At 63.7% G+C, this 23278-nt stretch carries 26 protein-coding genes; 10 read left to right on the plus strand and 16 right to left on the minus strand.

What is annotated here, in order from left to right:
• Positions 1-18: 18 nt before the first annotated feature.
• Entirely contained in the window at positions 19-810 is a 792-nt protein-coding gene (locus tag WIMU1_RS01385; RefSeq protein ID WP_174548703.1) for an SDR family oxidoreductase, read from the minus strand.
• A 220-nt stretch (positions 811-1030) separates the two neighbouring features.
• On the opposite strand from WIMU1_RS01385, the gene WIMU1_RS01390 reads away from it, so the two are divergent.
• From WIMU1_RS01390 to WIMU1_RS01400, 3 genes are read left to right on the plus strand one after another with little or no spacing between them, the layout of a single operon-like run.
• Positions 1031-2263 (plus strand): amidohydrolase family protein, encoded by a 1233-nt coding sequence (locus WIMU1_RS01390; RefSeq protein WP_062794823.1) that lies wholly within the window; start codon positions 1031-1033, stop codon positions 2261-2263.
• Positions 2264-2274: 11 nt separating this feature from the next.
• Positions 2275-2481, plus strand: a complete 207-nt coding sequence (locus tag WIMU1_RS01395) for a hypothetical protein (protein WP_062794824.1) — start codon at positions 2275-2277, stop codon at positions 2479-2481.
• On the plus strand, positions 2478-3281 hold the full coding sequence (locus WIMU1_RS01400; protein WP_062794825.1) for an SDR family NAD(P)-dependent oxidoreductase: 804 nt from the start codon (positions 2478-2480) through the stop codon (positions 3279-3281). Before WIMU1_RS01395 ends, WIMU1_RS01400 begins: the two co-directional genes overlap by 4 nt.
• 13 nt (positions 3282-3294) lie before the next feature.
• On the opposite strand, the gene WIMU1_RS01405 is transcribed toward WIMU1_RS01400, so the two are convergent.
• A complete protein-coding gene (locus WIMU1_RS01405) occupies positions 3295-3897 on the minus strand; it encodes a cysteine hydrolase family protein (RefSeq protein WP_062794826.1) in 603 nt (200 codons plus the stop codon).
• 146 nt (positions 3898-4043) lie between these two features.
• Between WIMU1_RS01405 and WIMU1_RS01410 the strand changes: the two genes are divergently transcribed.
• The 5 genes from WIMU1_RS01410 (at position 4044) to WIMU1_RS01430 (ending at position 8381) form a co-directional block, all read left to right on the plus strand.
• Positions 4044-5309: a cytochrome P450 gene (locus WIMU1_RS01410; protein ID WP_062795678.1), complete on the plus strand. Its 1266-nt coding sequence runs from the start codon at positions 4044-4046 to the stop codon at positions 5307-5309.
• 14 nt (positions 5310-5323) lie between these two features.
• Positions 5324-6130: an enoyl-CoA hydratase/isomerase family protein gene (locus WIMU1_RS01415; RefSeq protein WP_245969291.1), complete on the plus strand. Its 807-nt coding sequence runs from the start codon at positions 5324-5326 to the stop codon at positions 6128-6130.
• 2 nt (positions 6131-6132) lie between these two features.
• Positions 6133-6573, plus strand: a complete 441-nt coding sequence (locus WIMU1_RS01420) for a Zn-ribbon domain-containing OB-fold protein (protein WP_062794828.1) — start codon at positions 6133-6135, stop codon at positions 6571-6573.
• A 66-nt stretch (positions 6574-6639) separates the two neighbouring features.
• Positions 6640-7563 carry an SDR family NAD(P)-dependent oxidoreductase gene (locus WIMU1_RS01425; RefSeq protein ID WP_062794829.1) on the plus strand — a complete coding sequence of 308 codons (924 nt, stop codon included), beginning with the start codon at positions 6640-6642 and terminating at the stop codon, positions 7561-7563.
• Positions 7564-7568: 5 nt separating this feature from the next.
• Positions 7569-8381 (plus strand): enoyl-CoA hydratase/isomerase family protein, encoded by an 813-nt coding sequence (locus WIMU1_RS01430; RefSeq protein ID WP_062794830.1) that lies wholly within the window; start codon positions 7569-7571, stop codon positions 8379-8381.
• 73 nt (positions 8382-8454) lie between these two features.
• Here WIMU1_RS01430 and WIMU1_RS01435 read toward each other — a convergent pair whose 3' ends face one another.
• From WIMU1_RS01435 to WIMU1_RS01455, 5 genes are read right to left on the minus strand one after another with little or no spacing between them, the layout of a single operon-like run.
• Complete coding sequence (locus tag WIMU1_RS01435; RefSeq protein ID WP_062794831.1) at positions 8455-9423, minus strand: NADPH:quinone oxidoreductase family protein; 969 nt, start codon at positions 9421-9423, stop codon at positions 8455-8457.
• A 9-nt stretch (positions 9424-9432) separates the two neighbouring features.
• Positions 9433-10044 carry a TetR/AcrR family transcriptional regulator gene (locus WIMU1_RS01440; protein WP_062794832.1) on the minus strand — a complete coding sequence of 204 codons (612 nt, stop codon included), beginning with the start codon at positions 10042-10044 and terminating at the stop codon, positions 9433-9435.
• A 47-nt stretch (positions 10045-10091) separates the two neighbouring features.
• A complete protein-coding gene (locus WIMU1_RS01445) occupies positions 10092-11411 on the minus strand; it encodes an acyl-CoA dehydrogenase family protein (RefSeq protein WP_062794833.1) in 1320 nt (439 codons plus the stop codon).
• Between the two features lie 19 nt (positions 11412-11430).
• Positions 11431-12192: an SDR family NAD(P)-dependent oxidoreductase gene (locus WIMU1_RS01450; RefSeq protein ID WP_062794834.1), complete on the minus strand. Its 762-nt coding sequence runs from the start codon at positions 12190-12192 to the stop codon at positions 11431-11433.
• Between the two features lies 1 nt (position 12193).
• On the minus strand, positions 12194-13234 hold the full coding sequence (locus tag WIMU1_RS01455) for a phosphotransferase family protein (RefSeq protein WP_371850281.1): 1041 nt from the start codon (positions 13232-13234) through the stop codon (positions 12194-12196).
• 204 nt (positions 13235-13438) lie between these two features.
• On the opposite strand from WIMU1_RS01455, the gene WIMU1_RS01460 reads away from it, so the two are divergent.
• Entirely contained in the window at positions 13439-14263 is an 825-nt protein-coding gene (locus tag WIMU1_RS01460; protein ID WP_062794836.1) for an NAD(P)-dependent oxidoreductase, read from the plus strand.
• 20 nt (positions 14264-14283) lie between these two features.
• Here WIMU1_RS01460 and WIMU1_RS01465 read toward each other — a convergent pair whose 3' ends face one another.
• The 9 genes from WIMU1_RS01465 to WIMU1_RS01505 all read right to left on the minus strand — a co-directional run bounded on the left by WIMU1_RS01465 (position 14284) and on the right by WIMU1_RS01505 (position 22721).
• Positions 14284-14478, minus strand: a complete 195-nt coding sequence (locus WIMU1_RS01465) for a ferredoxin (RefSeq protein ID WP_062794837.1) — start codon at positions 14476-14478, stop codon at positions 14284-14286.
• Positions 14479-14505: 27 nt separating this feature from the next.
• Positions 14506-15222 (minus strand): tyrosine-protein phosphatase, encoded by a 717-nt coding sequence (locus WIMU1_RS01470; RefSeq protein ID WP_062794838.1) that lies wholly within the window; start codon positions 15220-15222, stop codon positions 14506-14508.
• Positions 15219-16766 (minus strand): class I adenylate-forming enzyme family protein, encoded by a 1548-nt coding sequence (locus WIMU1_RS01475; protein WP_062794839.1) that lies wholly within the window; start codon positions 16764-16766, stop codon positions 15219-15221. Before WIMU1_RS01475 ends, WIMU1_RS01470 begins: the two co-directional genes overlap by 4 nt.
• Positions 16763-17914, minus strand: a complete 1152-nt coding sequence (locus WIMU1_RS01480) for an acetyl-CoA acetyltransferase (protein ID WP_062794840.1) — start codon at positions 17912-17914, stop codon at positions 16763-16765. Before WIMU1_RS01480 ends, WIMU1_RS01475 begins: the two co-directional genes overlap by 4 nt.
• Positions 17911-18939, minus strand: a complete 1029-nt coding sequence (locus WIMU1_RS01485) for an acyl-CoA dehydrogenase family protein (RefSeq protein ID WP_062794841.1) — start codon at positions 18937-18939, stop codon at positions 17911-17913. Before WIMU1_RS01485 ends, WIMU1_RS01480 begins: the two co-directional genes overlap by 4 nt.
• Before the next feature lie 16 nt (positions 18940-18955).
• Positions 18956-20128, minus strand: a complete 1173-nt coding sequence (locus tag WIMU1_RS01490; RefSeq protein WP_062794842.1) for an acyl-CoA dehydrogenase family protein — start codon at positions 20126-20128, stop codon at positions 18956-18958.
• Positions 20129-20212: 84 nt separating this feature from the next.
• Positions 20213-21001, minus strand: a complete 789-nt coding sequence (locus tag WIMU1_RS01495) for an aldolase/citrate lyase family protein (RefSeq protein ID WP_062794843.1) — start codon at positions 20999-21001, stop codon at positions 20213-20215.
• Positions 20998-21828, minus strand: coding sequence for a 2-oxo-hept-4-ene-1,7-dioate hydratase (hpaH, locus tag WIMU1_RS01500; RefSeq protein WP_062794844.1), 831 nt, complete (start codon positions 21826-21828; stop codon positions 20998-21000). Before hpaH ends, WIMU1_RS01495 begins: the two co-directional genes overlap by 4 nt.
• Complete coding sequence (locus WIMU1_RS01505; RefSeq protein ID WP_062794845.1) at positions 21825-22721, minus strand: alpha/beta fold hydrolase; 897 nt, start codon at positions 22719-22721, stop codon at positions 21825-21827. Before WIMU1_RS01505 ends, hpaH begins: the two co-directional genes overlap by 4 nt.
• A 253-nt stretch (positions 22722-22974) precedes the next feature.
• On the opposite strand from WIMU1_RS01505, the gene WIMU1_RS01510 reads away from it, so the two are divergent.
• Positions 22975-23274 (plus strand): hypothetical protein, encoded by a 300-nt coding sequence (locus WIMU1_RS01510; RefSeq protein WP_062794846.1) that lies wholly within the window; start codon positions 22975-22977, stop codon positions 23272-23274.
• Positions 23275-23278: the final 4 nt, after the last annotated feature.

Genomic DNA, 23278 nt, shown 5'->3' on the forward strand with positions numbered 1-23278 from the left:
TTACCTACTTTCGTCGAGCTAGAAGTTTGTGCCACCGTCGATATTGATGAGCGATCCGGTGAGATAGCCGGCCCGCGGTGAGAGCAGGAACGCAATCAGCTCGCCGACCTCCTCGGGTTTGCCGGGCCGGCCCAAAGCCGCATCAAAGCCCCACTCTTCGACCATGACCCGTTCGAGTGCGGTCTCCACCGGGTAGCCGCGTTCCTCGGCGAGCTGGATACGCAGCGCCGCCAGCGGAGCGGTCTCGACGGCGCCTGGGCAGACGCAGTTCGCACGGATGCCGTGCTTCCCGTAGGTCTTCGCGATCCCCTTCGTGAAGACCGCGACACCGGCTTTCAAGGAGGCGTAGGGGAGCCTCGCGATTTCGGGGGAGCGGATCGAGTACGCGGCAGTGGTGACGATGGTGCCGCGAGACTGCGTCAGGTACGGAAGAGCTGCTTCGACCGATCGTGTCGTCGCCAGGAGGACGTCGCGAAACGCGGACGTCCAGACGTCGTCCGTCGATTCGACCGGAACCATACCTTCGGTTCCCATCGTCACCGCCAATCCGTCGATTCCCCCGAGGAGCTCGACGGCGGAGTCGATGGCGGCCTGCGCGCCACCGGGCGCACTCGCGTCGTGGCCGATGCCGAACGTCTTCGTCGCGCCTGCTTCTGAGGCGGCGCGGGCGGCGGCCTGGGCCCGGGTGAGGTCGCGACCGACGAGGACCATCGAAGCGCCGTCCTGCGCCAACGCGGCAGCGGTGGCCGAACCGATTCCCGCGGTGCCGCCGATCAGGACATACCGCTTCTCGCGTATCCGCAGATCCACTGTCAATCGCCTTCCGTAGTGACATTGATGTCAGACGGAAACGTTACTAGACCAAGTCGAAGGCCAGCGCATTTCCCGAAAAGACAAGAAAATTGCTGGTAGAGCTTGACAGTTGTGATCGCTGTCACTAGCGTGACGTAGTGTCAGATACACGGGAACGGCGCCGAAATCGCTGGTGTCCCGTTTCTTTTTCAGCCCGTCATACGTAGCAGGAGGCGTTGTGCCGCTCCAGGATTACATGCATTTGATTTCAGTCGATGATCACTTGATCGAGCCGCCGGATGTCTGGTCCACCCGGTTGCCGCAGAAATTCCTCGACCAAGGTCCCCGGATCGTCGAGATGGACATGAGTGAACAGCACGGGGATGAGGGCCTTTCGGCCATCCTGCTCGATGCGGCGCGCGGTGAGGGTGGCCAGGCTGCTCAGAAGAAGATCGCCGAGGTGTGGAGCTACGAGGGCCGCATCTATCCGAACATCGGTCTGAACGCGGTCGCCGGAAAGAAGCCACAGGAGTACGGCATGGATCCGACGCGCTACTCGGACATGCTCCCCGGCTGCTACGACCCCAAGGCCCGAGTTGCCGACATGGACATCGACGGTGTGCAGGCCGCTTTGTGCTTCCCGTCGTTCCCGCGCTTCGCCGGCACGGTGTTCCTCGAGGGCAAGGACAAGGAGCTTGCTCTGCTGTCAGTGAAGGCCTGGAACGACTTTCACCTCGATGAGTGGGCGGCAGCGGCTCCCGACCGGATCATCCCGCTGATCATTCTGCCCCTGTGGGATCCAGAGGCCGCTGCAGCCGAGATCTACCGCTGTGCGGCCAAGGGTGCGAAGGCCATCACGTTCCCGGAAAATACCGTGTCACTGGGTCTTCCGTCCTTCTACACCGATCACTGGGATCCGGTGTTCCGTGCGGCCGAAGAAACCAATCTGCCGCTGTGTATGCACTTCGGGTCGTCGGGCCGCGCTCCGATCACCTCGCCCGAGGCGCCGATGGCGGTGATGATCGCACTGTTCGGAACCAACTCGATGTACGCAACGGCCGACTTGCTGTTCTCGCCGGTCTTCTACAAGTTCCCGAACTTGAAGGTTGCTCTGTCCGAGGGTGGGATCGGTTGGATGCCGTACCTGCTAGAGCGGATCGACCTGACGTGGGAGAAGCACCGCTGGTACCAGAACGTCAACAAAGAGGTCCGTCCCTCGGATCTGTTCCGGTCGAACATCTATGGCTGCTTCATCGATGACCACGAAGGTGTGGCCCGTCGCCACAAGGTCGGCATCGACAACATCACCTGGGAATGCGACTACCCGCACTCGGATTCCAACTGGCCCAACAGTCGGCGGTACACGGAGAAGCTCCTCGCCGAGGTCCCCGATGACGAGGCACATAAGATCGTCGAACTCAACGCGCGCAAGTTGTACAACTTTCCGCGCGTCGAGGCCGCGGCGCTGTAAGGATCTCGGACATGGCCCACGGAAAAGACATCGATGCAGCGGACTGGATCGATCAGGACCTCCTCACCCGCGAAGAATCCCGGGACCGTCTCGATGAGGAGATCGAGTTCGAGCGCAACAAGCTGAAAGAGCTCGAATCTGTGCCCAGCAGTCAGGATTCGCTCGACCTGACGAAGCGAAGGCTGATCGCCATGGAGAATTTGAGAGACTCTCTATGACTACACAGGGTTCGCGTCTGAACGGCAAAGTTGCACTGGTCTCCGGGTCAACCAGGGGTATCGGACGTTCCATCGCCCAGCACTTCGCGGCAGAGGGAGCCAAGGTGGCCGTCACCGGCCGAACGGTGGAGCGCGGCAACAAGGTCGTGAAGTTCATTCGCGACGCCGGTGGCGAGGCCGAGTTCTTTCCGCTCGACGTCACCTCTGAGGACAGCGTGCGGAGCACGATCGATGCAGTGGTGTCCCGTTTCGGTGGTCTCTCGACTCTCGTCAACAACGCGGCTCCGACCGACGTGGTCGCCACGACGGTGAAGCCGTTGCACGAGTACTCGACTGCCGAGTGGGACTCGATCATGACCGGGACTCTCACTGGAAATGTGTTCTGGGCATCGAAATACGCATGGCCGCACCTGGTGTCGGCGGAAGGCGCGTCGATCTTGAACATCTCGTCGGGGCAGGCGATCGCAGGCTTCAAGGGTTTCGGGGCCTACGGAGCAGCAAAGTCAGCGGTGGCGAGCCTGACGCGTTCGCTCGCGGTCGAGGGTGGTCCTGATGGCATTCGGGCGAACTGCATCTTGGTGGGCCGAGTGGTCTCCGGACGTGGAGACTCCGGTCATCACACCGGTGGCGGCCGGCTCACCCGTATCGGGAATCCGATGGACATCGCTTATGCGGCAACCTATCTGGCCTCTGACGAGGCGGCGTTCGCGACAGGCTCGATGGTTACCGTCGACGGCGGATTCTCCATCAACGGCGATGCGGTATCCGACGCGGAAGCTGCGGTGTTCGCAGCCAACTGAAGGTCGAGCAACATCACCCCGGCAGCCGGCCGATCACGTCGGCTGCCGGGGTGACTCGCGTCAGCATCGCCAGCATGTTCTGCACCATGTAGTCGTGGCCTTCGGCGGTGGTCCCGGCAGTGCAATCCTCGGCAAGCACGACGTCATACCCTCGGTTGACGGCCTCGAGAGCCAGGCCGGGGATCGCGACGTTGGTGGAGATGCCTGCCAGAACCAGGGTCTGAACACGCTGCAACCGCAGCATCGCATCGAGATTGGTGCCATAGAACGCCGTCAGGCCGGTGGCCCTCGAGCTGATCAGGTCAGTCGGCTCGGGTCCGAGTTCGGCGGGAATCGCCACGTCCGGGGTTCCCTCGACCATCATCCGCCCGCGGATGGCGAGCTTTCCGAGGTACGAGTTCGGCAGCATGCCCATTTGATCGACCCGGTGGGCGATGATGCAGTGGATCACGGGCAACGAACGCGTGCGAAAGGCGCGGGCGAGTTCTGCCGTGTGCTCGACAAGGTCGCGCGTGGCGGCCTGCTCGGCGAGTCCGGAGAACGCTCCTGGAGGCGGATCGAGAAGTCCTTGCTGGCATTCGCTGATGACTAGGGCGGGGGCCGCGTATGTGGCCATTCTTCCTCCGTGTCTCAAGTGACGTGGTAGCCAGTTGTGTCCAACTACGCCGAGTTGTAATTGAGCGAACCTGCAGTTCAGCGTGGTTGCCAAAACATGACACCAATGCCAGAATGTACCCAGCATATCTATCAGAGGCGGTGCCCATGATCGAAACCGACGAGATCGCGTCGACCCCGTTGCATGACCTTTCCTGGTGGCAGCAGTCGCCGGCCGAACGAGATGCGGTGTTTGCAAGCCTGCGCCGTGATCGCCCGCGGATGTTCGTGCCGCTGGGCCCGGCCAAGGAAGGTCAGCGCCCCAAGGGTTTTTGGGCGCTGACCACGTACCAGGACGTTCTCGAGGTGAGTCGGCGTCCTGAGGACTTCTCGTCGGGCATCGGCGGAACCCAGATCTTCGACCAGCCTGCCGAACTCCAGGAGTACCGCGGTTCCATCATCGACATGGACAACCCGGAGCATGCGCGACTTCGCAAGATCGTCTCGCGTGGCTTCACTGCCCGCAACCTCTCCGGCCTGCGAGACGAGATCGAGGAGACCGTCAGCGAAATCCTCGACGAGATGTCCGGCACCGGCGAATGCGACTTCGTCGAGGAGTTCGCATCGCTGCTGCCGCTGCGCATCATCGACAATCTTCTCGGAATCCCGCGTGAGCACGAGAAGTTCATCCTCGAGGCGACCAACACCATTCTCGGTGCGTCGGACTCCGAGTACGTCGAGGACCAGTCGGCCCGTGGAATCGGCAAGGCGGTCACTGCGGCGAGTGAAGCACTCATCGCGCTCCTCAACAACCTCGCCGAGGACCGGATCGCCAACCCGCAGGACGATCTGATCACCAAACTGGTTGCCGCAGACGACGAGAACCTGACTCCGCAGGAGATGGCGAAGTTCTTCATCTTGCTGGTCGGCGCCGGCAACGAGACCACGCGCAACGTGATCTCGCACGGCCTCCATGTTCTGACCCAGCATCCGGATCAACGTGACCTCTGGCTGTCGGACTACGAGGAGTACGCGACGACGGCCATCGAGGAGATGCTCCGGTGGGCGACACCGGTCATCCACTTCCGCCGGACGGTGACGCGCGATGGCGTGATGCTGGGAGACCTCGAATTGTCCGAGGGCGACAAGGTCGTGATGTGGTACACCTCGGCCAACCGTGACGAGACCATCTTCGAGGACCCGGAGAAGTTCGACATCACCCGGGATCCCAACCCGCACGTGGCCTTTGGTGGGGCCGGCGCGCACTTCTGCCTGGGTGCACACCTTGCCCGGCTCGAACTCGACGTCGCCTTCCGCATGCTCTTCGAGCGGTATCCGGACATTCGTGCAGTGGGGGAGCCGGTGCGATTGCGGTCGAACTTCCTCAACGGAATCAAGCACCTTCGTGCCGAATACAGCGTGGCACCACGATGACGGACGTGACAGACGTGCGGATCGACGAGGAAGCCATCCAGAGCGAGCTGGCCGAGGGCATTCTCACCATCCATCTCAACCGCCCGAAGGCGGCCAATGCCATCCGGCCAGACGACCGCAACACTCTGATCGACTTGTTCACGGATGCGAGCGTCGACCACGAGGTGCGGGTTGTGGTGTTGCGTGCCCGCGGCAAGCAGTTCTGCGCCGGTGCCGATGTGGTGAGACTCGCCGACGGTCATGCCAATAACATCAAGCGGACCACCGGGCCGATGAAGACCATCATGGGTGGAGCGCAGCGACTCGTCGCGTCTGTGCTCGATTGCAGCAAACCAGTGGTCACCGCGGTCCAGGGAGCGGCGGCCGGTGTCGGCGCCCATCTGGCGTACGCCTCGGACCTCGTGGTCGCGACCGATAATGCCTACTTCGCAGAATCTTTCGTCAAGCGCGGGCTGGTCGTCGATGGTGGCGGCGCCTACCTGTTGCCCCGACGGATCGGTATGCAGAAAGCGAAGGAGATGGCATTCTTTGGTGAGAAGCTGTCAGCCGCCGAAGCATTCGATCTTGGACTGGTGAACAAGGTCGTCCCTGCGGCAGAGCTCGACGCGGCCATCGACGACTACGTTCAACGATTGGCCGGGGCCCCCACCAGCGCGATCGGCTTGACCAAGCGGCTGTTCAACGAATCTCCCGACGTCGACCGCGCCGGATCGTTCGTGACCGAGGCCATGGCCCAGGAGATCCAGTCCTATTCGCTCGACGCCCGCGAGGGTGTCCAGGCGTTCGTGCAGAAGCGGCCGGCGAATTTTGTGGGGTGGTGACGATGGCAGAGACAGCTAAGCCGGATGCGACCAGGCCCGCGAAGCCGCGTGCAGACATCCCGACAGTCGAGACCGCGACCAAGCCGTACTGGGACGCAGCGGCCGAGGGCAAACTCCTCGTCGCGAAATGTGAGGACTGCGGCAAGGTCCATCATTATCCGCGGCCGTTCTGCCCGTCCTGCTGGAGCGAGAATGTGACCAGCATCGAATCAACCGGTCGCGGAACGCTGTACACGTACTCGACGGTCTACATGAATGATCTGCATCCGTTCAAAGAGCGGCTGCCGTATGTTGCGGCCATCGTCGAACTCGACGAGGGTCCGCGGTTGATGACCAACATGGAGGACTGCGAACCCGCCGACCTCGAGGTCGGGATGCCGGTGACGGTCGGCTTCCGGCCGATCACCGATGACTTCACGGCGACCATCTTTCGCCCGGCCTGATCTTTTCGCCCGGACCGCGTTCAGACGGCCGCACACACATATCGATTCACAAGGAGTAGCACCATTATGAGCGGATTGCTCGACGGCAAGGTTGCACTGGTCACCGGTTCCGGACATGGAATCGGGCGAGGCCACGCGCTCGAACTCGCGAAACAAGGCGCCACCGTGATCGTCAACGATCTGGGTACCTCCCTCGACGGCCAGGGCACCGGCAAGGTTGCCGACGAGGTCGTCCAGATCATCGAAGATCGTGGCGGCAAAGCGATCTCGGACTTCAGCGACGTCGGTGACGAGGAGTCCGTCGACCTGCTCGTCGAGCGAGCGTACTCACAGCTGGGTCGCCTCGACATCGTGGTCAACAACGCCGGGATCGTCCGGGACAAGGCCATCTGGAACATGAGTGTCGACGACTTCGATCTGGTGATGCGAGTGCATGTGCGCGGTAGCTGGTTGACCAGCCGCGCCGTCGCCCGCAAGTGGCGTGAAGAATCCAAGGACACCGGTGGGAAGGTCTACGGCCGCATCATCAACACCACATCAGGTGCCGGACTGCAGGGCCATTTCGGACAGACCAACTACAGTGCTGCAAAGGCGGCCATCGTAGGCCTGACGCAGACGCTGAGTCTCGAACTGGCCTCGACGGGTGCAACCGTCAACGCCATCAGCCCGGGTGGACGCACTCGCATGTCGGCCACGATGGCCGGCGCCGCAGCCCCCATCGAACCCGACGAGCGTTCCGAGGACGAGTTCGACCCCAAGGATCCGTCTTTGGGTTCGCCGGTCGTCGCATGGCTGGCGAGTCCAGAAGCCGGGCACGTCAGCGGCCAGGTCATCAAGGCACTCGGCGAGAACATCCAGTGGCTCAAGGGGTGGACACCCATCAGTGTGGTGTCCAACGGTGGAAAGCGTTGGGACGCCAACAAGCTCGGTAGCGTCATGGGTATCGACGTGTTCGGTACGCGCGCCTCGGGCCTGCGTATGGGCGGATAGTCGCGATGTCATCGACACCGCGTCCGCCAGAGGGAGACTGGCTGGGTACTCCGTTCCTCACGCTGGAACGTCGCGGGCCCTTCGCAGTGGTGACGGTGGATCGTCCGGATGCGCGCAATGCGCTGAGTCCGGCCATGTACTTCGGACTGCGCTACGCGATCGCCCATTGTGAGGCGGATCCGGATATCCACGGATTGATCCTGACCGGTACCGGTGATGTCTTCATCCCCGGAGGGGATCTGGGACGGACCGGCGTCGACGACTGGATGGACATGGGCCACCTGGGGATGGACGCCACCCCCTTCGACACCTTGCGCGTCACCTCGCTGCCGGTGGTGGTGGCCGTCAACGGCATCTGCCAGGGTGGCGGGTTCATGATCACTCTCTGCAGCGACATCTCTGTGGTCAGCGAGCGCGCGACCTTCCGGGTCCCGGAACTCTTCCGCGGCATCAGCGATACCTATTACGCGCAGATTCTGGCGCGGACCGTCGGTCCGGTCCGGACTCGGGATCTCATGCTGACCGGACGGGTGCTGACCGCTGACGAAGCGCTGGACTGGGGACTCGTGAACCGGGTTGTGCCGCATGACCAGCTCATGGAACGCGCGACCGAGGTCGTGACCGGGGTCTGCCGGACCGCCCCGGTCGCGCGACTCGACATCAAGAAGAGCCTGGACGGCTATCTGGGGCTGTTCGATCGGATCGCCATGCGGCAGAGCCAAACCGGAGCCGAAGCGATCGAGGGGTTCCGCGCCTTCAAGGAACGCCGCTCACCCTCCTGGGTGCCCGAAGAGCTTCGCGTCGAAGGCCGTCTCTAATTTCCGAAGATGTGCCCTTTTGGCGGACCCGACCTGGGGTTATGTTCGCCACAAGGGCCCAATTTCGGGGTGGTCAGGGTCGGATGATCACTTTTCCGACCGCCTTGCGGTCGGCGACGTGGCGTAGCGCTGCAGCGGTCTCGGCAAGCGGGTACACCTCGTGCACATAGGGCGTCAGTGCACCGGCGGCGAATAGTCGGTGCAGTTCGGTCCCGCCTTGTTTCTCGACTTCGGGGTGATGGATGGTCATCGTCCCGATATCCACGCTGGTAATCGTGATCCCTTTGAGTAAAACGAGATTCAGCGGGATCGCCGGTATCTCACCGGATGCGTAGCCGACGGTGACAAAGGTCCCCCCGCGACGCAGGGCACGCAGCGCGGATTCCGACGCCGGGCCTCCCACGGGGTCGACGACAACATGCGCGCCCTCACCGGTGATCGCCTTGATCCGGCGCCGCAGATCGTCGGTTCGGTAGTCGATGGCTGCCTCGGCACCGCGCTGAAGACACAGTGCCAGCTTGTCGTCGCCGGACGCGGCGGCGATCACCCGTGCTCCGAAGTGTCGGGCGAGATCAACTGTCGCCAGTCCAACGCCGCCGGCGGCACCGAGAACGACAACCCAATCGCCGGAACGTATTTCGGACGCGGTACGGAGCGCGTGGTAAGCGGTCGTGTACGCGACACCGAAGCCGGCGGCTGCGTCGAAGTCGACGGAGTCGGGCATGCGCTGCAGTCGCGTGACGGGTAGGGTCACGTATTCGGCGAACGCTCCGGAGTGGATGGTGCCGTAGACCCGGTTGCCATCTGCGAAGCCGTGGTCGGCGCCGCCGGAGACGACGTGTCCCGCGAACTCGCTGCCGGGGATATAGGGCAACGGAGTCGACCGTTGGTACTCGTCGGCCATCGACAACACATCGGGGAAGTTGACCGCTGCCGATCGCACGGCGACTACAACCTCCCCGTCGGCGGCTACGGGGTTGGCAAAGTCGCCGATCTCGATCACTTCCGGTGGTCCGTACCGTCGGCAGATCGCTGCGCGCATCTGGTAAACCTATTCTGCTCCAAGCCCTTTCAGGCAGAATGAAATGAAGAAGTCGATGTCGTGGGTGTCTGCGGGCCGGTCCAAAGACAGTTGCCTGCGCATCATGCCGAGTGCCGCGGTGAAGACTGTGTCGGTGGCGCGGTCGGGATCGGGGATACCCAATTCGGAGACCGGGCGAAACAACAGGTCTCGCATCGGCTGGGTCACCCGCACATCTGCTTGTCCCGAGTCCTGGGTGACACTGAGTTGCCGGGTCACCGCGCGACTCATACTCGCCAGCTGCGGGTCCCCCACTTGGGCCATGACCCCCCTGATCCACCGGGCGATCTGCCCGACCGGGTCCGACTCCTTGGACATCTGGTGATCGAGATACGAGGCGACGATCCCGACACCACGCTCCATCACCGCGAGGATCAGATCGTCTTTACCCGTGAAGTATCGGTAGAAGGTCTTGTTCGAGGTACCGGCTTCGGCGACGATGTCGGACACCCGCGGGTCGGCGGGTGTGGTCCGCTCCATCACGGTAACCGCGGCGACCAGGATCCGCTCGACATCGGCAGTCGCCTGGCGCTGCTTTTTGTCCAGGGCCCGGTCGACCGCCGCGGTTGCACGTGAACTCATTTGCGACTCCTGGTGACGACTGCGAGATTCGAGGATATCGCCCGCAGTCATGGACCGGTCGGCGGTCCGACCGGGACTGACGGGACGGAGTCGACGAGATCGCCGTACTTGATCTGTGCAGACTCGATCTTGCGTCCCAGGAATTGCGAGGGCCACATCGGGTCGTCGGCCTTGTAACCCTTGAGCAGTCCTCGCGCCAGGTTCATCTTGTGCACGTCGGTGGGGCCGTCGGCCAGACCCAGTGCGATGCCGGTCATCAGCATGTCGACGAGGGGGAGTTGTTCGGTGGCCCCGAGTCCCCCGTGTATCTGGATGGCGCGCAAAGTGATCGATTGGAGCACTTTGGGAGTGAGCACCTTGAGGGCGCCGATGTCTGTGCGGGCGGCGTGTTCCCCGCGTTCGTCGATGAGCCAGGCGGCATGCAGGACGGCCAGCCGGAACGGCATCAGTTCGGTGTAGGAGTCGGCGATCGCCGCTTGAACCAACTGTTTGTCCGCGAGCAGCGAGCCCTTGGTCTCGCGGCTCAATGCACGTTCAGCCATCATGTCGATGGCCTTTTGGGCGACGCCGATCGACCGCATCGCGTGATGCAGTCGGCCGCCGGCCAGTCGCGACTGGGCGACTTCGAATCCGCCGCCCTCGCTGCCGAGCATGGCGTCACTGCTGACACGCACCCCCTCGTAGCGGACCAGCGAATGGCCCGGCTCATGCCGGTGCGCCCCGAACAAGTGGTGGCTGGCCTCGATGACCACACCCTCGGACTCGGCGGGCACCAGGAAGGTGGTGGCACCGTGGTGGACCGGGACGTCGGGGTTCGTGATCGCAACGACGATGAAGAAAGACGCGACCGCGGCGTTGGAGGACCAGTATTTGCTGCCGGTGATGATCCAGTCGTCACCGTCGCGCTCGGCCCGGGTGGTGAAGACACCGGGGTCGGCGCCGCCTTGGGGTTCGGTCATCGAAAAGCACGAGAACACTTCACCCGCGAGCAGCGGTGCGAGGTAGCGATCACGTTGAGCTTCGGTCCCGAACCGGGCCAGGATCTCGGCGTTGCCGGTGTCCGGCGCCTGGGTGCCGAACACGATCGGGCCCCAGTCGGTTCTGCCGAGGATCTCGTTGATCAGTGTCAATTTGACTGCGCCGTAACCCTGTCCACCGAGTTCGGGGCCCAGATGCGCGGCCCACAGTCCCTGATCGCGGACGCGTTGCTTGAGAGGGTCGACGATCTTGCGGCGCTCGTCGTCGAGAGGCAGATATTCGCATCCGGGGAACAAGACGTCGAGAGGTTCGACTTCCTGCTCGACGAATGTCTTGATCCAGTCGAGCTTCTCCTGGAACTCCGGATCGGTGGAAAAGTCCCACGCCATGGTCAAAGCTCCTTCGGGTTCACGGGATGCCGCCGTCGACCCGAAGGGTCGCGCCGCTGGTGTAGCTGGATGCGCCGGACATCAGATAGAGTGCGGCGCCGATGATCTCGGGCGGATCGCCGGCCCGCTGTAGAGCGTGGGCCTTGGTGGCTTCTTTGGTGGCCTCGAGGTCCCAGTGCTTGCTGACGTCGGTGTAGAACGGTCCGGACATCAATGTGTTGACGCGGACGGTTGGTCCCAGGGTCAGTGCCAGTCCCTCGGTGAGTGCGTTGAGCCCGGCTTTGGCCGCGGCGTAGGGAATGATCCAGGGCGCGGGCCGGATGGAACCGGTCGAGCTCACGTTGATGATCGACCCGCTGCCGGCCTTGTGCATCCGCTCACCGAAGAGGACCGAAAGGCGAAACGGCCCTTTGAGGTTCAGATTGACGACCGAGTCGAACATCTTCTCGCTGACGTCGGACACCGAGTCGTAGACCGGCGACATCCCCGCGTTGTTGACCAGGACGTCGGCTCGACCGAATCGGTCGTAGACCGCGTCCGTGAGTCCGTCGAGCTGATCCCAGCGGCCCACGTGGACCCCGAATGGCATGGCGGTGCGGCCGGTGGTTTCTTCGATTTCCTTGGCGGTGGTCGCGCACGACTCGAAGTCGCGGCTGGCGATCACCACATCGGCGCCACACTGGGCGGCACCGAAAGCCATCTGGCGACCTAGACCACGGCTGCCGCCGGTGACGACGACCACCTTGCCGGTCAGATCGAACAAGGCATCTGCATATCCCATGTCACACACTCTCTGTCTGCGTGGTCAGGTCCGCGGCGGTCGCGATCAGATCGAGTATCAGCGGCCCGAAGGTTTCGATCTTGTCGTCTTTGCGATCGCCCTTGACCAGTGCCGCGTAGCTCTTCTCCAAGACCACCCCGAGCTTCCAGTTGGCCAGTACCAGGTAGTAGTGAATGTCGGCGGTTGAGCGTCCACTGATCTTCTCGTAGTGTGCGATCAACTCTGAGCGCTTCGGCATTCCCTCAAGGTCGACATAGAAGTCGGTCTTGGGGGATTCACCGTCCCAGCCCAGCAGGGCCCACGCCAGGTCGAGAAGGGGATCACCGATGGTGGTCATCTCCCAGTCGATGATCGCCGCAAGCTTTGCGGGCGCGCCGTTCTCGAACATGACGTTGGCGAATTGATAGTCGCCGTGCATGATTCCCGGTGACCAACTGGTGGGCCGATTCTTGCGTAGCCACTCCGCAGCGACGTCCAGGCCGGGCAGCTCACGGAACCGGTAGCCCTCCAGGAACGCGAGCCAGCGGTCGACCTGACGCTCGTGAAAGTTCTCCGGACGGCCGAACCCGGTCAGACCGCGGGCCTGCCAGTCCACCTTGGACAGCTGAGCTATTCCGCCGACCAGTTCGAACGCCAGCTCGCCGCGGGCTTTGAGGTCGGCGTCGAACGGCGGCGCCCACGACCCCGTCGGGCTCCACCCGTCGATGGCCTCCATCAGATAGAACGGCGATCCCAGCACCTCGCCGGTCGGCTCGCCGCCGATGAGTTCGGCGTGAGGAACCTCAGAACCCTTGAGTGCGGCCAACAATCGCAACTCGCGTCGCAAACCGTCGAGCCGGGCGTCGTCGGCGCCCGCCGGTGGCATCCGCAGCACACCTGCAAGGCCGCTACGGCTGACCGTGAACAGTTCGTTCTGAGATCCGCCGGTCAGGCGTTCGATCGCCGGCGCCTCACCATTGCCGGGTGCCCCGACATCATCGAGCCACCTGGCCAGCGCGGCCTTGTCTTCTGGATTTTCCACAGATACCTCCGAATCGAGAATGTCGATACCTGGAGAATAACGTTCTCCATTATGGAGGTCAAGAGGTTCCCAGAATGAGCTTAATGTGTGATCATGTACCGATCAGGCCGTTGATTCCGGGAGCCATCGCCGCCACGCGCCGTATCCGATTCGGCGCGTGGCCGTTTGGATACTGGGCGGACGGATCCGGCTTTTTGGGGCGGATCTCGCTAGAAGGGAACAGGAATGCCTTCAGTAGTAGGGTTTGTCGGCGCCGGCCAAATGGGTGAGCCAATGGTGATACGTTTGCTCGCCGCCGGCCATGAGGTACACGTATATGCCCGCAAGGACGCGGTGGCAGACAGGTTACGAGCGCGAGGTGCGCATTCGGCACCATCGGTGGCGGCACTCGGCTCCTGTGATGTCGTGTTCTGCACGTTGTTCTCGGATGCGCAGCTGGAGGATGTCGCGCTGGGGAGCGGGGGCCTCATTGCTGCGATGAAGGCCGGGAGCACGTTGGTCTCACACACCACCGGCAGCGTGGAAACAATCCGCCGACTCGCCGATGCTGGGGAAGCAGTTGGGGTGGGTGTGATCGACGCGCCGATCAGTGGGACCGCCGAAGAGATCCTCGCCGGAACGCTGACAGTCCTGCTCGGCGGGGCCCCCGAGCCGATCGATACAGTTGTTCCGATTCTGGATAGTTATGCGCGACATATGATCCGGACCGGACGTCTCGGGTCCGCAGTGAATGTGAAACTGATCAACAACTTGTTGTTCGCCGCCAATCTCCAGCTCGTCGCAGACGCTGTGAGGATCGGCGACGAATTAGGCATCGAGCCTGAGGGTCTCCTGGGCGCGATACAGCACTGCAGCGGTAGCAGTTCGGCAACCGCACGAGTGGTCGAAGTCGGTGGTCTGTTGAACTTTGTGGACCGTGCCCGTCCGTTTCTCAGAAAGGACATCGCGGTATGCCTCGACGCGGTGCGGGATTCCGGTGCGCAGAAAGGTGTTCTCGGCCACGCAGCCGTTGAGGGTCCGCTGGATTTCAGCGCAGATCCGCCACGGTGAACCCGGCGCACACCGTGCTGTCAGTCCTCGACGACCTTGATCGCGCTCATCGGGCAGCGAGTTGCGCCGTTTCGTGCGGCGGTCTCCATACCTGGGGGGACAGCGAAATCGGCGTTGGCAGCGTAGCCGTCGTCATCGAGTTCGTACAGGTCGGGTTCGTGTAGGGCGCACATCCCGTGCGCCTCGCATTCGTCGAGGGCGATCTGGATCCGCATGGCTGTCTCCTTGAGGTCGTGGGCTTGTCAGGGGTTGTCGCGGAGTGTGATTCGGCGTCGCCAGGCCTGTAGATCAGCCGCCGCGGCACCAGCATCCGTGAACCAACCGTCGACGCCACCGGGCCATCCGGTGAGATGTCCGATGACCTCGTCGATGGCTTCTGGTGATGTGGTCAGCCAACTGCGCGGCAGGGTGATCCTTGGTGCTGCGCTCGGCCCCTTGGCTTTCCATCGTTCTCGCAGCAGAGCCATGTTGGCCGTGGTGGCCAGGTAGTCGTCGCGGACCGCGGCAGGTTCGACGCCGGCCGCGAGCAGCAGGGCCGCCACGACGAGTCCGGTGCGGTCTTTGCCCGCGGTGCAGTGCACCAGGACGGGACCTTCGGCGTGCGCGACGATCTCCACTACTCGGGCAGCTCGATCGGCCTTGGTCTCCAAGGTGGTCAGGTACAGGGAACGCAGATCCGGAGGCAGGACGTCACCGGGTGCGGCCGCATCGTTCAGAGGCAGAGAATGCACGACTGTGCCACTGCCCCAGTCGAATCCGGTGCGCTCGCGCTCCTTGGCCGAGCGCAGGTCGACGACGGTTCCCGGTGGCCAGGCGGGGACATTGGCCGGTGCGATGTCATCGACGTGCGGTGCGTCGCCGCGATAGAGAACCCCGGCGACGCACCGTCCTCCGTCGACGAGGGGGAGTCCGGTGACATCGCGCAGGTTGACCAGTTGATCGATCGTAGGAGAGCTCATGCGCGCGGCGGCGGTGGATGTGCGACGGCCAGCTCACGTAGGCGTGAGCGATCTGTCTTGGACAGCGCGGTCTGCGGGATGGCATCGACTATTACTACGTGATCGGGCGCCTTGTAGTCGGCGAGCAACGACTTCGTCCATGCCCGCAGTTCGGTCAGAGCTGGTGGGTGCGCCGGATCGGCCGGTACCACGAAGGCCACCCCGATCTCACCGATCACCGGCGCACTGTGCCCGACGACGGCGGCATCCCGGACCGCTGGGTGGCGGGCGATGACCTGCTCCACCTCGACCGGATGGACGTTGAACCCACCACGGATGTACATGTCACCGGCTCGGCCCACCAGCGTGAGGTTCCCCTCCGGCGTGAACCTACCGAGATCGCCGGTGAGCAGGAAGCCATCGGAATCAAAGGCAGCGTTGCTCAATTCTGTGTCGTGCCAGTAGCCACGCATCACACAGCCACCCTTGATGCGGACCCGGCCGACCGCGCCGGGCGGGAGAACGGTTCCCTCATCGTCGACGACGTGCACGGTCATCCCGTGCTGTGGGCGCCCAACGGTTCGAAACTGTACTTCGGGTGGATCGCTCGGCTCGGTCCCGCAGACCGTCGGCGACTCGGTCATGGCGTAGCGGACGACAAGCGGCACGCCGATCAGTTCGGCGGTGCGCTTGACCAGTTCTGGGGAGGCCGGTGCGGTGGCGACCACTCCGACCCGGAGATCGGGAAACGAACTCCGATCGAGACCGGGTTGTTCGAGCAGCTTTGCCCACTGGGTCGGCACTCCACCGCCGACCGTCACGCTTTCGTCGGTCAGGGTGCGAGCCATCCCGGCCGCCGTCCACGGTGCCGGCGGGATGACGAGGGCGGTGCCCCAAAGCAATTGGTCCCACAGCTTCGACATGTAGCCGGCGTGGGAGAACGGTGTCGACGTCATCCGGCGGTCATACGGCGCACTCATGATCCCGGCGGCCTGAGCGGACGCGGCAAGATTGTCGGCGTCGAACCAGGCGCCCTTGGGCAGGCCGGTGGTCCCGCTGGTGAAGATGATGGCCACCGGATCGTCGCGGCCGATATCGACGGCCGGTAGATCGCCTTCCTTGTCGAAATACCACGTTCGGAGTTCGTCGAGGCTCACGCTGGCTCTGATCGATTCCGATTCCGGCGGCTGCGATCCGTACACCACGAGCGCCGGTGTGGACACCTCCAGAATGGAACTGGTTTCCGTCGGGCCGAGCCGTCCGTTGACACCCGTGGTGATGGCGCCGAGCATCGCGGCGGCGGCGTAACAGGTGGCGTAGTCGATTCCGGAGGGCAGGAGCAGGGTGACGACGTCACCCTTTCCGACTCCCGTTGCGGCGAAGTGGCTCGCCACCGCTCGGGCACGGGACACCCACTGCACGAACGAAACCCGCGACCCGGGCTCGACGTACGCGTCCCGGTCGCCGTGCACCTTCGCGGCAGCCTCCAGGAGTTCCTTGGTGTTCGCGAAGGTGTCCGGCAGCGGCGGCGTGCTTCCGGTTGTGGCGGCAGCCGGAGCGCTCACGGTTTCTCCGAGCCGAGCAATACCGTCCCGCTCGAGCAGAACCAGCCCCCGGTTCCGCTGACACAGGCGATCTTTGCGTCCGGGACCTGGCGAGCACCGCTTTCGCCCCGCAGTTGCCGGGCCGCCTCGACGAGGAGGAAGAGCCCACGCTGTCCGGGATGGCAGGCCGACAGACCGCCGCCGTCGGTGTTGGTCGGTAACTCGCCCCCGAGGCGCAGGCTCTGTTTGGCCGCAAAGGCCCCACCTTCGCCCTTTTCGCAGAAGCCGAGGTCTTCGATGGTCAGCAGGAGCATGTAGGTGAACGCGTCGTAGATCTCGGCGACATCGACGTCGGACGGCTTGAGACCGGCGCGTTCGAACGCGAGGGGACCGGTAACGGCGGCGGGACCGACGGTCATGTCGTCCCACTGGCTGGTCAGCATGTGCGAGGTGGCGTCTGCCGATCCCAGGACCCAGACCGGTGGCGACTTGAGGTCAGGCACTCGGTCTTCGGCGACCAGGATGACCGCGGCCCCACCGTCGGAGCGAATGCAGCAATGCAGTTTCGTGAACGGATCGGCGATCATCGGTCCGGACAGCACGTCGTCGATGGTGATCGGGTCCCGGTACATCGCTTCGGGGTTCTCGGCGGCATTGAATCGCGCCGATACCGCGACCTCGGCGAGTTGCTCGATCGTTGTTCCGTACTGGTGCATATGCCGCCGGGCGGCCATGGCGTACTTGGAGATCAGGGTGTGCCCGTAGGGTGCATCCCACTGCAAGGGGCCGCGGGCGCCCCAGTTGATGTTCGCGCCTCGCAGTCCTTTCCTGATGTCGGCACGTGCGGTGGATCCGTAGGTCAGCAGGACGACGTCGGCGTGGCCGGCGGCGATCGCGTCGGTGGCGTGGGAGACCATGACCTCCCATGACGCCCCACCAACTGAGGTCGAGTCGATCCACCTCGGCTTGATGCCGAGGTATTCGCCGACATCGGTAGGGGGCAGCGTGCCCTGACTGGTCGATGCCAGCCCGTCGATGGCGGCGGGAGTCAGGCCGGTATCCGCGAGAGCTCGCCGACTGGCCTGGGCCATGAGTTCGTAAGCATTCTTGTTGTCTACCTTGCCCACATCGGACAGGGCGACACCGGCGATGGCAACTTTGCGATTCACTGTGCGGCCTCCAGATCGAGCAGATCGGCGAGTACTTCGGATGCGCCGGCGAACAGCTGTTTGTAGACGATGGCCCGCTTCAGGTAGAGGTGGGCGTTGTGCTCGTAGGTGTAACCCATGCCACCGTGTACCTGAATGCTGCCGCTGCCGTTGCTGATCGCCGCCTGACCTGCGACCGTCTTGGCCGCCAGGATCTGGAACTCGGTGTCGGGGCGACCTGCCTTGAGAGCGGCGGCCGCGAACAATGTTTGTGCCGAAGCAGATTCGGCACGAACAGCCATGTCCACGACGGCATGTTTGATGGCCTGGTGGACCCCGATCGGACGCCCGAACTGTTCGCGAGTTTTAGCGTGCTCGGTGCAGATCTCGGTGATCGCTTCGGCCAGACCGGCGAGATACGCCGAGGCGAGGATCTGACCCCGGCCCCAGATCCACTCGGTCTCCGCCGGAAGCCAGGCCGTGACACGGCCCGAGGTGACCGTGGCCCCGGCCAATCGCGTTCCCGGATCCACCGATTCGGCTGCGGTGATTTCTCCGAACTCGGTGAGCTCGATGAGTGCGGCGCCGTCGCGGGACACGAGCAGTGCGTGGCTGCATCCTGCACAGTCCAGGAGGTCGAACGACCCCTTGAACCCGTCGGCCCCGATCTCACCGTCACCGCGCAGTTCGGCAAGTCCGATCATCGCGTTTCCGCCGCCGATCTGGCGGACGAGTTCGTCCTCTCCGGTGGCGGCCGCAACCCGGGCGCCCAGCGTGGAAGCCAGGTACGGGCCGACCGCAAGGTGTTTGGCCAACTCCATGAACAGCATGACTTCGTCATCGATGGACTGGCCGGAACCGCCGAACTCCTCACCGAGACCAAGGGTGAGCAGACCCAGTTCCGCGCCTTCACGCCACACGCCGGGGTCGACCAGCGTCGGATCGTCGCGGTGTCTGCGGATCTCGTCGATGGGAGGCCGAGAACTGATGAAATCTCCAGCGGCGGCGACCAACTCGAGTTGGTCGTCCGATGGGAGCAGATTCATGGTGTGCTTCTTTCCTTCAGCGCGGGAGTCCGAGGACCCGGTCGCCGACGATGTTTCGCTGGATCTCGGAGGTCCCGCCGCCGATGGACTGGGAGAACGCATAAAGGTAGTTGCCCACCCAGCCGTTCTTGTCCCAACGGGAGGTGCTGCGCAGGGCGTCCGTGCCGATGATGTCCATCGCCAGTTCGGCCACTTGTTTGGCCAAGTCGGCGTAGAACAGTTTGAGCATCGACCCCTTGGGGCCCGGAGTGTCCGTCTGCATGCTTCGGCAGATGCCGACGTAGGTCATGGCCCGCAGCGATGTCACCGCTGCCCGGGCTCGCGCCAGACGCCGGGCGATCTCGTCGTCGGCGATCGCGGGACGGCGGCCGTCCGGTCCGACGTGGTCGCGGGAGAACTCGATGAGGTCCTCGACGACCTTGGCGAGACGGACCTGGTTGGCCGTGAATGCGGTGCCACGCTCGAACGAGAGCGTCGACATCGCAACACTCCAGCCGTCATTGATCTCGCCCACGATGTTGGACAACGGGATCCGAACGTTGTCGTAGAACACCTCGCAGAACTCGGCGCCGCCCTCGATGGTCTCGATCGGACGGATCTCGATGCCGGGCGTTGCCATGTCACAGATGATCCAGGTGATGCCCTGGTGTTTGGATCCGGTGTTGTCGGTGCGTACCAGCAGCTCCTGGTAATCGGCGATCGTCGCGAAGCTGGTCCAGATCTTCTGGCCGTTGACCACGAGATGATCGCCGTCGATGACGGCCTTGGCGCGTAGTGAGGCGAGGTCGGAACCGGCTTCGGGCTCCGAGAAACCCTGGCACCAGATCACCTCTCCACGCAGGATCTTTCGGAGGTGGAAGTCCTTCATGGCTTCGTCGGCCCTGGTGATCAGGGTGGGGCCGGCGTGCGAGAGTCCGACGAAGTTGGCGTCGATTCCTGGAAATCCCTGCGCCGCATACTCTTCGTACCAGATGAGCTGCTGCAGCAAGGTCAGGCCGCCGCCACCGTATTCCTTCGGCCAGGCAATGCCCGCCCAGCCACCGTTCCATTGGGTGCGCTGCCACGCGGTGTCGTACTCACGAATACCGTCGGCCTCGCGGGGGCGGGGCTCGGTGGGTTTGTTCTCCCGGAGCCACGTGCGCACCTCATCCCGGAACTCCAACTGTTCGGTGCTGAAGTCCAAATCCATGTGGGGGCCTTCCGTCCTCGTGCGTCACCATCTTCGCTACTATAGTGACACTATTGTCAGATTTAAATCACTCGGAGTCAAGTGTCAGGTTTTGTCCGGTTGCGAGATGAAGCGTGCGGCCAGTGCCTCGCTTCCGCGGGCCAGCACCGTGACGTCGGCGCCGACCAAGACGAATGAGGCACCCGCAGCCATGTATCGCTGCGCGAGATCCGGGTTGAACGCATTGACGCCTGCCGCTTTGCCGGTGGCCTTGATCTGCGACAATGCCTTCTCGATCAGGGCCACCATCTCGGGATGTTCGGGCTTGCCCAGGTATCCCAACGACGCTGCCAGATCGGCCGGACCGATGAAGACGGCGTCGACGCCATCGACTGCGGCGATCTCTTCGAGGTGCTCGAGTGCGGCCGCGGATTCGACCTGGACGGTGAGTGACACGGAGGCATCAGCCGTAGCCAGATAGTCAGAAGTGCGGTTCCAGCGAGAGGCTCGGGCAAGGGCGCTACCGACGCCCCGGATGCCCTCTGGTGGGTAGCGCGTGGCCGCCACCAGCGCTCGGGCCTCGTCGGCGGATTCGACCATCGGGATGATCAGATTCGTCGCACCGATGTCGAGGAGCTGTTTGATCGCGATCGGGTCCCCGGACGCCGGCCGTACCAGCACCTGCACCGGGTAGGCCGCGAGGGCCTGGAGCTGCGACAGAGTGGACCTGATGTCGTTCGGTACGTGCTCGAGGTCGAGCATCAGCCAGTCGAGCCCGGCCCCGGCGCAGATCTCGGCGCTGTAGGCGTTGCCCGACGCGATCCACATCCCGATCTGGGCGCGGTCGCCGTGGATCTGCCGATTCCACGTGTTCGATTGCGCGGCGCTGCTCATGAGGAACTCTCCTTGGCAAAATGGATCGACACGGTCCCCATCGGTCCGTAGTCGGCGACGAGGGTGTCACCGGGCTCGGCAAAGACCGGCGCGGTGAAGGACCCGGCCAGGATCACCTCACCCGCATTCAACGAAACGCCATGGGGAGCAAGACGATTTGCGAGCCAGGCCACGCCGTTGGCCGGGTGGCCCAGCACCGACGCCGCGACGCCGGAATCCTCGATCGAGCCGTTCTTGAGCAGCAGGGCGGCAACCCACCGTAGGTCCACGTCCATCGGTTTCATCACGCGCCCTCCGAGGACGATGCCGGCGTCGGCTGCGTTGTCGCTGATGGTGTCGACGATGGTGCGGAGGTGTCCGGTCTCCGGGTCGGCCATCTGCACGCGCGCGTCGAGAATCTCGAGTGCCGGCGTCACGTACTCTGCTGCCCGCAGCACGTCGTACAGCGTGACACCGGGTCCGGACAGCGACTCGCCGAGGATGAACGCGAGTTCGACCTCGATGCGCGGCCGGATGAAGCGGTTGGCCGGCACGACTGCGCCGTCGTCGAAGAACATGTCGTCGAGTAACGCGCCATAATCGGGTTCGGTGATGGAGACCGCACGTTGCATGACCTTGGACGTGAGGCCGATCTTGCGACCCCGCACGACCGCGCCACCTTCGACCTTGAGACGAATGAGTTCCCGCTGCACCGCATACGAGTCCTCGATGGTCATCTCCGGATACTGCAGGGAGATCTGCCGGATCGGGACCCGGGTCTGTTCGGCCTCATGCAAGCGGCGCGCCAGCTCGGCGACGGCCGTATCGAGCAGGGTTGTGTTCGTCATCGCCGCAAGAACTCCAGCGCCGCCGGATTGAAGGCAGCGGGATCCTCGAAGTGCGGCCAGTGCCGGACCGCGGCCATCTCGAACACCTCGGCGTTCGGGATCAGGCCGGCGACGATGTGCGCGGTGCTCTGATACTCACCGTCGTCCTTGCCCGATGCCACCACCATGGTCGGGGCGGCGATGGTCGCCCACTTCTCCTCGGGGATGAGGTTGCGATCACGGGCTTCGGCCTCCTGCAGGATCAGCAGGTGGTCGATCGTGGTGCGGGTGTCGTCGCGGCGGTAGATCGCCTGCCGGAGTGCGATGAGGTCGGGCAGCCGGTTCGATTCGTCCGCGATCAGGTGTGCGAAAACCTTGTGGAGGGACTCCCAGCTGGGGTTGTTGACCGCTTCGGTGCGCTCGGCGCGGATCCGGGCCATGTTCGACGCGGTGGCGATCAGGCCGGCGGGCGACATCAAGATCACCTTGTCGACCCGTTCCGGATGCTCCACCGCGATGGCAGCCGACACCCAGGCGCCTAGTGACATGCCGATGAAGTGCGCTTTCTCCATTCCGAAGTGCTCCATCACGCCCAGGATCTGTTTGACGTAGACCGCGATCTCGTAGTCGTAGTCGGGCTTGTCGGAGAAGCCGTTGCCGACCATGTCGATCGCGACGCAGTGGAAGTCCTCCGAGAGTGGTCCGAGGTTCGGTGCGAACGTCTCCCAGTGGCCGCCGGTGCCGTGCAGCAGGATGGCGTGCGGTTTGTCCGGGGATCCCGCCTCGACAAACCTGGTTCGCACTCCGCCGATGTCTGCGAAGCCCTGTCGGAACTCCAGTTCTCGCAGATGGCTCCAGATGCTGCGGTACTCGTCAGTGTCGGCCGCGGGGGCGGAAATCGCTGTCTCAGTCATGGTCGGGGCCTCCGTTGTAGTACGTAATTTTCCACTGTGTGCACTTTCAGTCTTAGCACTTTCAGTGCCTTGAGCTGGGTAGGTATCAAATTCTGGGTCCCCAATTCTGCGAATCGAGGGATTGTTTCTGACACCCGTATACGATATGACTATGAGGCGGGATCACCGCAAGAGCAAGTGGCTTCCGACGAGTTGTTTCAACTTTTCGAGAAATCACCAGAGCAAGGTTGGGCGAGACGGGTCGTCGATGACTATGACCAGACACGAACATGAAGATGCCGACGCCGATGCGCGCCGCGTGCGCCGCCGGGAGCTCGCATCTCTGATCAACGAGTTCGCGGCGGTACGCGTGTCGCTGGATTCGACCGGCAACGGGGACAGGCTGCTCGTCGAGGACCTCGAGAGTGACGACTACATCTTCCTGTCACCACTCGAACTCGTCAGCCTGTGCCTGGCCACGCCCGACGACCGCGAGGACTGGCTGCGCGTCGGCAATTACCGCGACGAGCGCCGCGACCGCTCGTTGGGGCCCCTGCGGGGGAGATCATCGTGAGTGC

This window comes from Williamsia muralis NBRC 105860 (genome assembly GCF_001598915.1).
GTDB classification, from domain to species: Bacteria; Actinomycetota; Actinomycetes; order Mycobacteriales; family Mycobacteriaceae; genus Williamsia; species Williamsia muralis.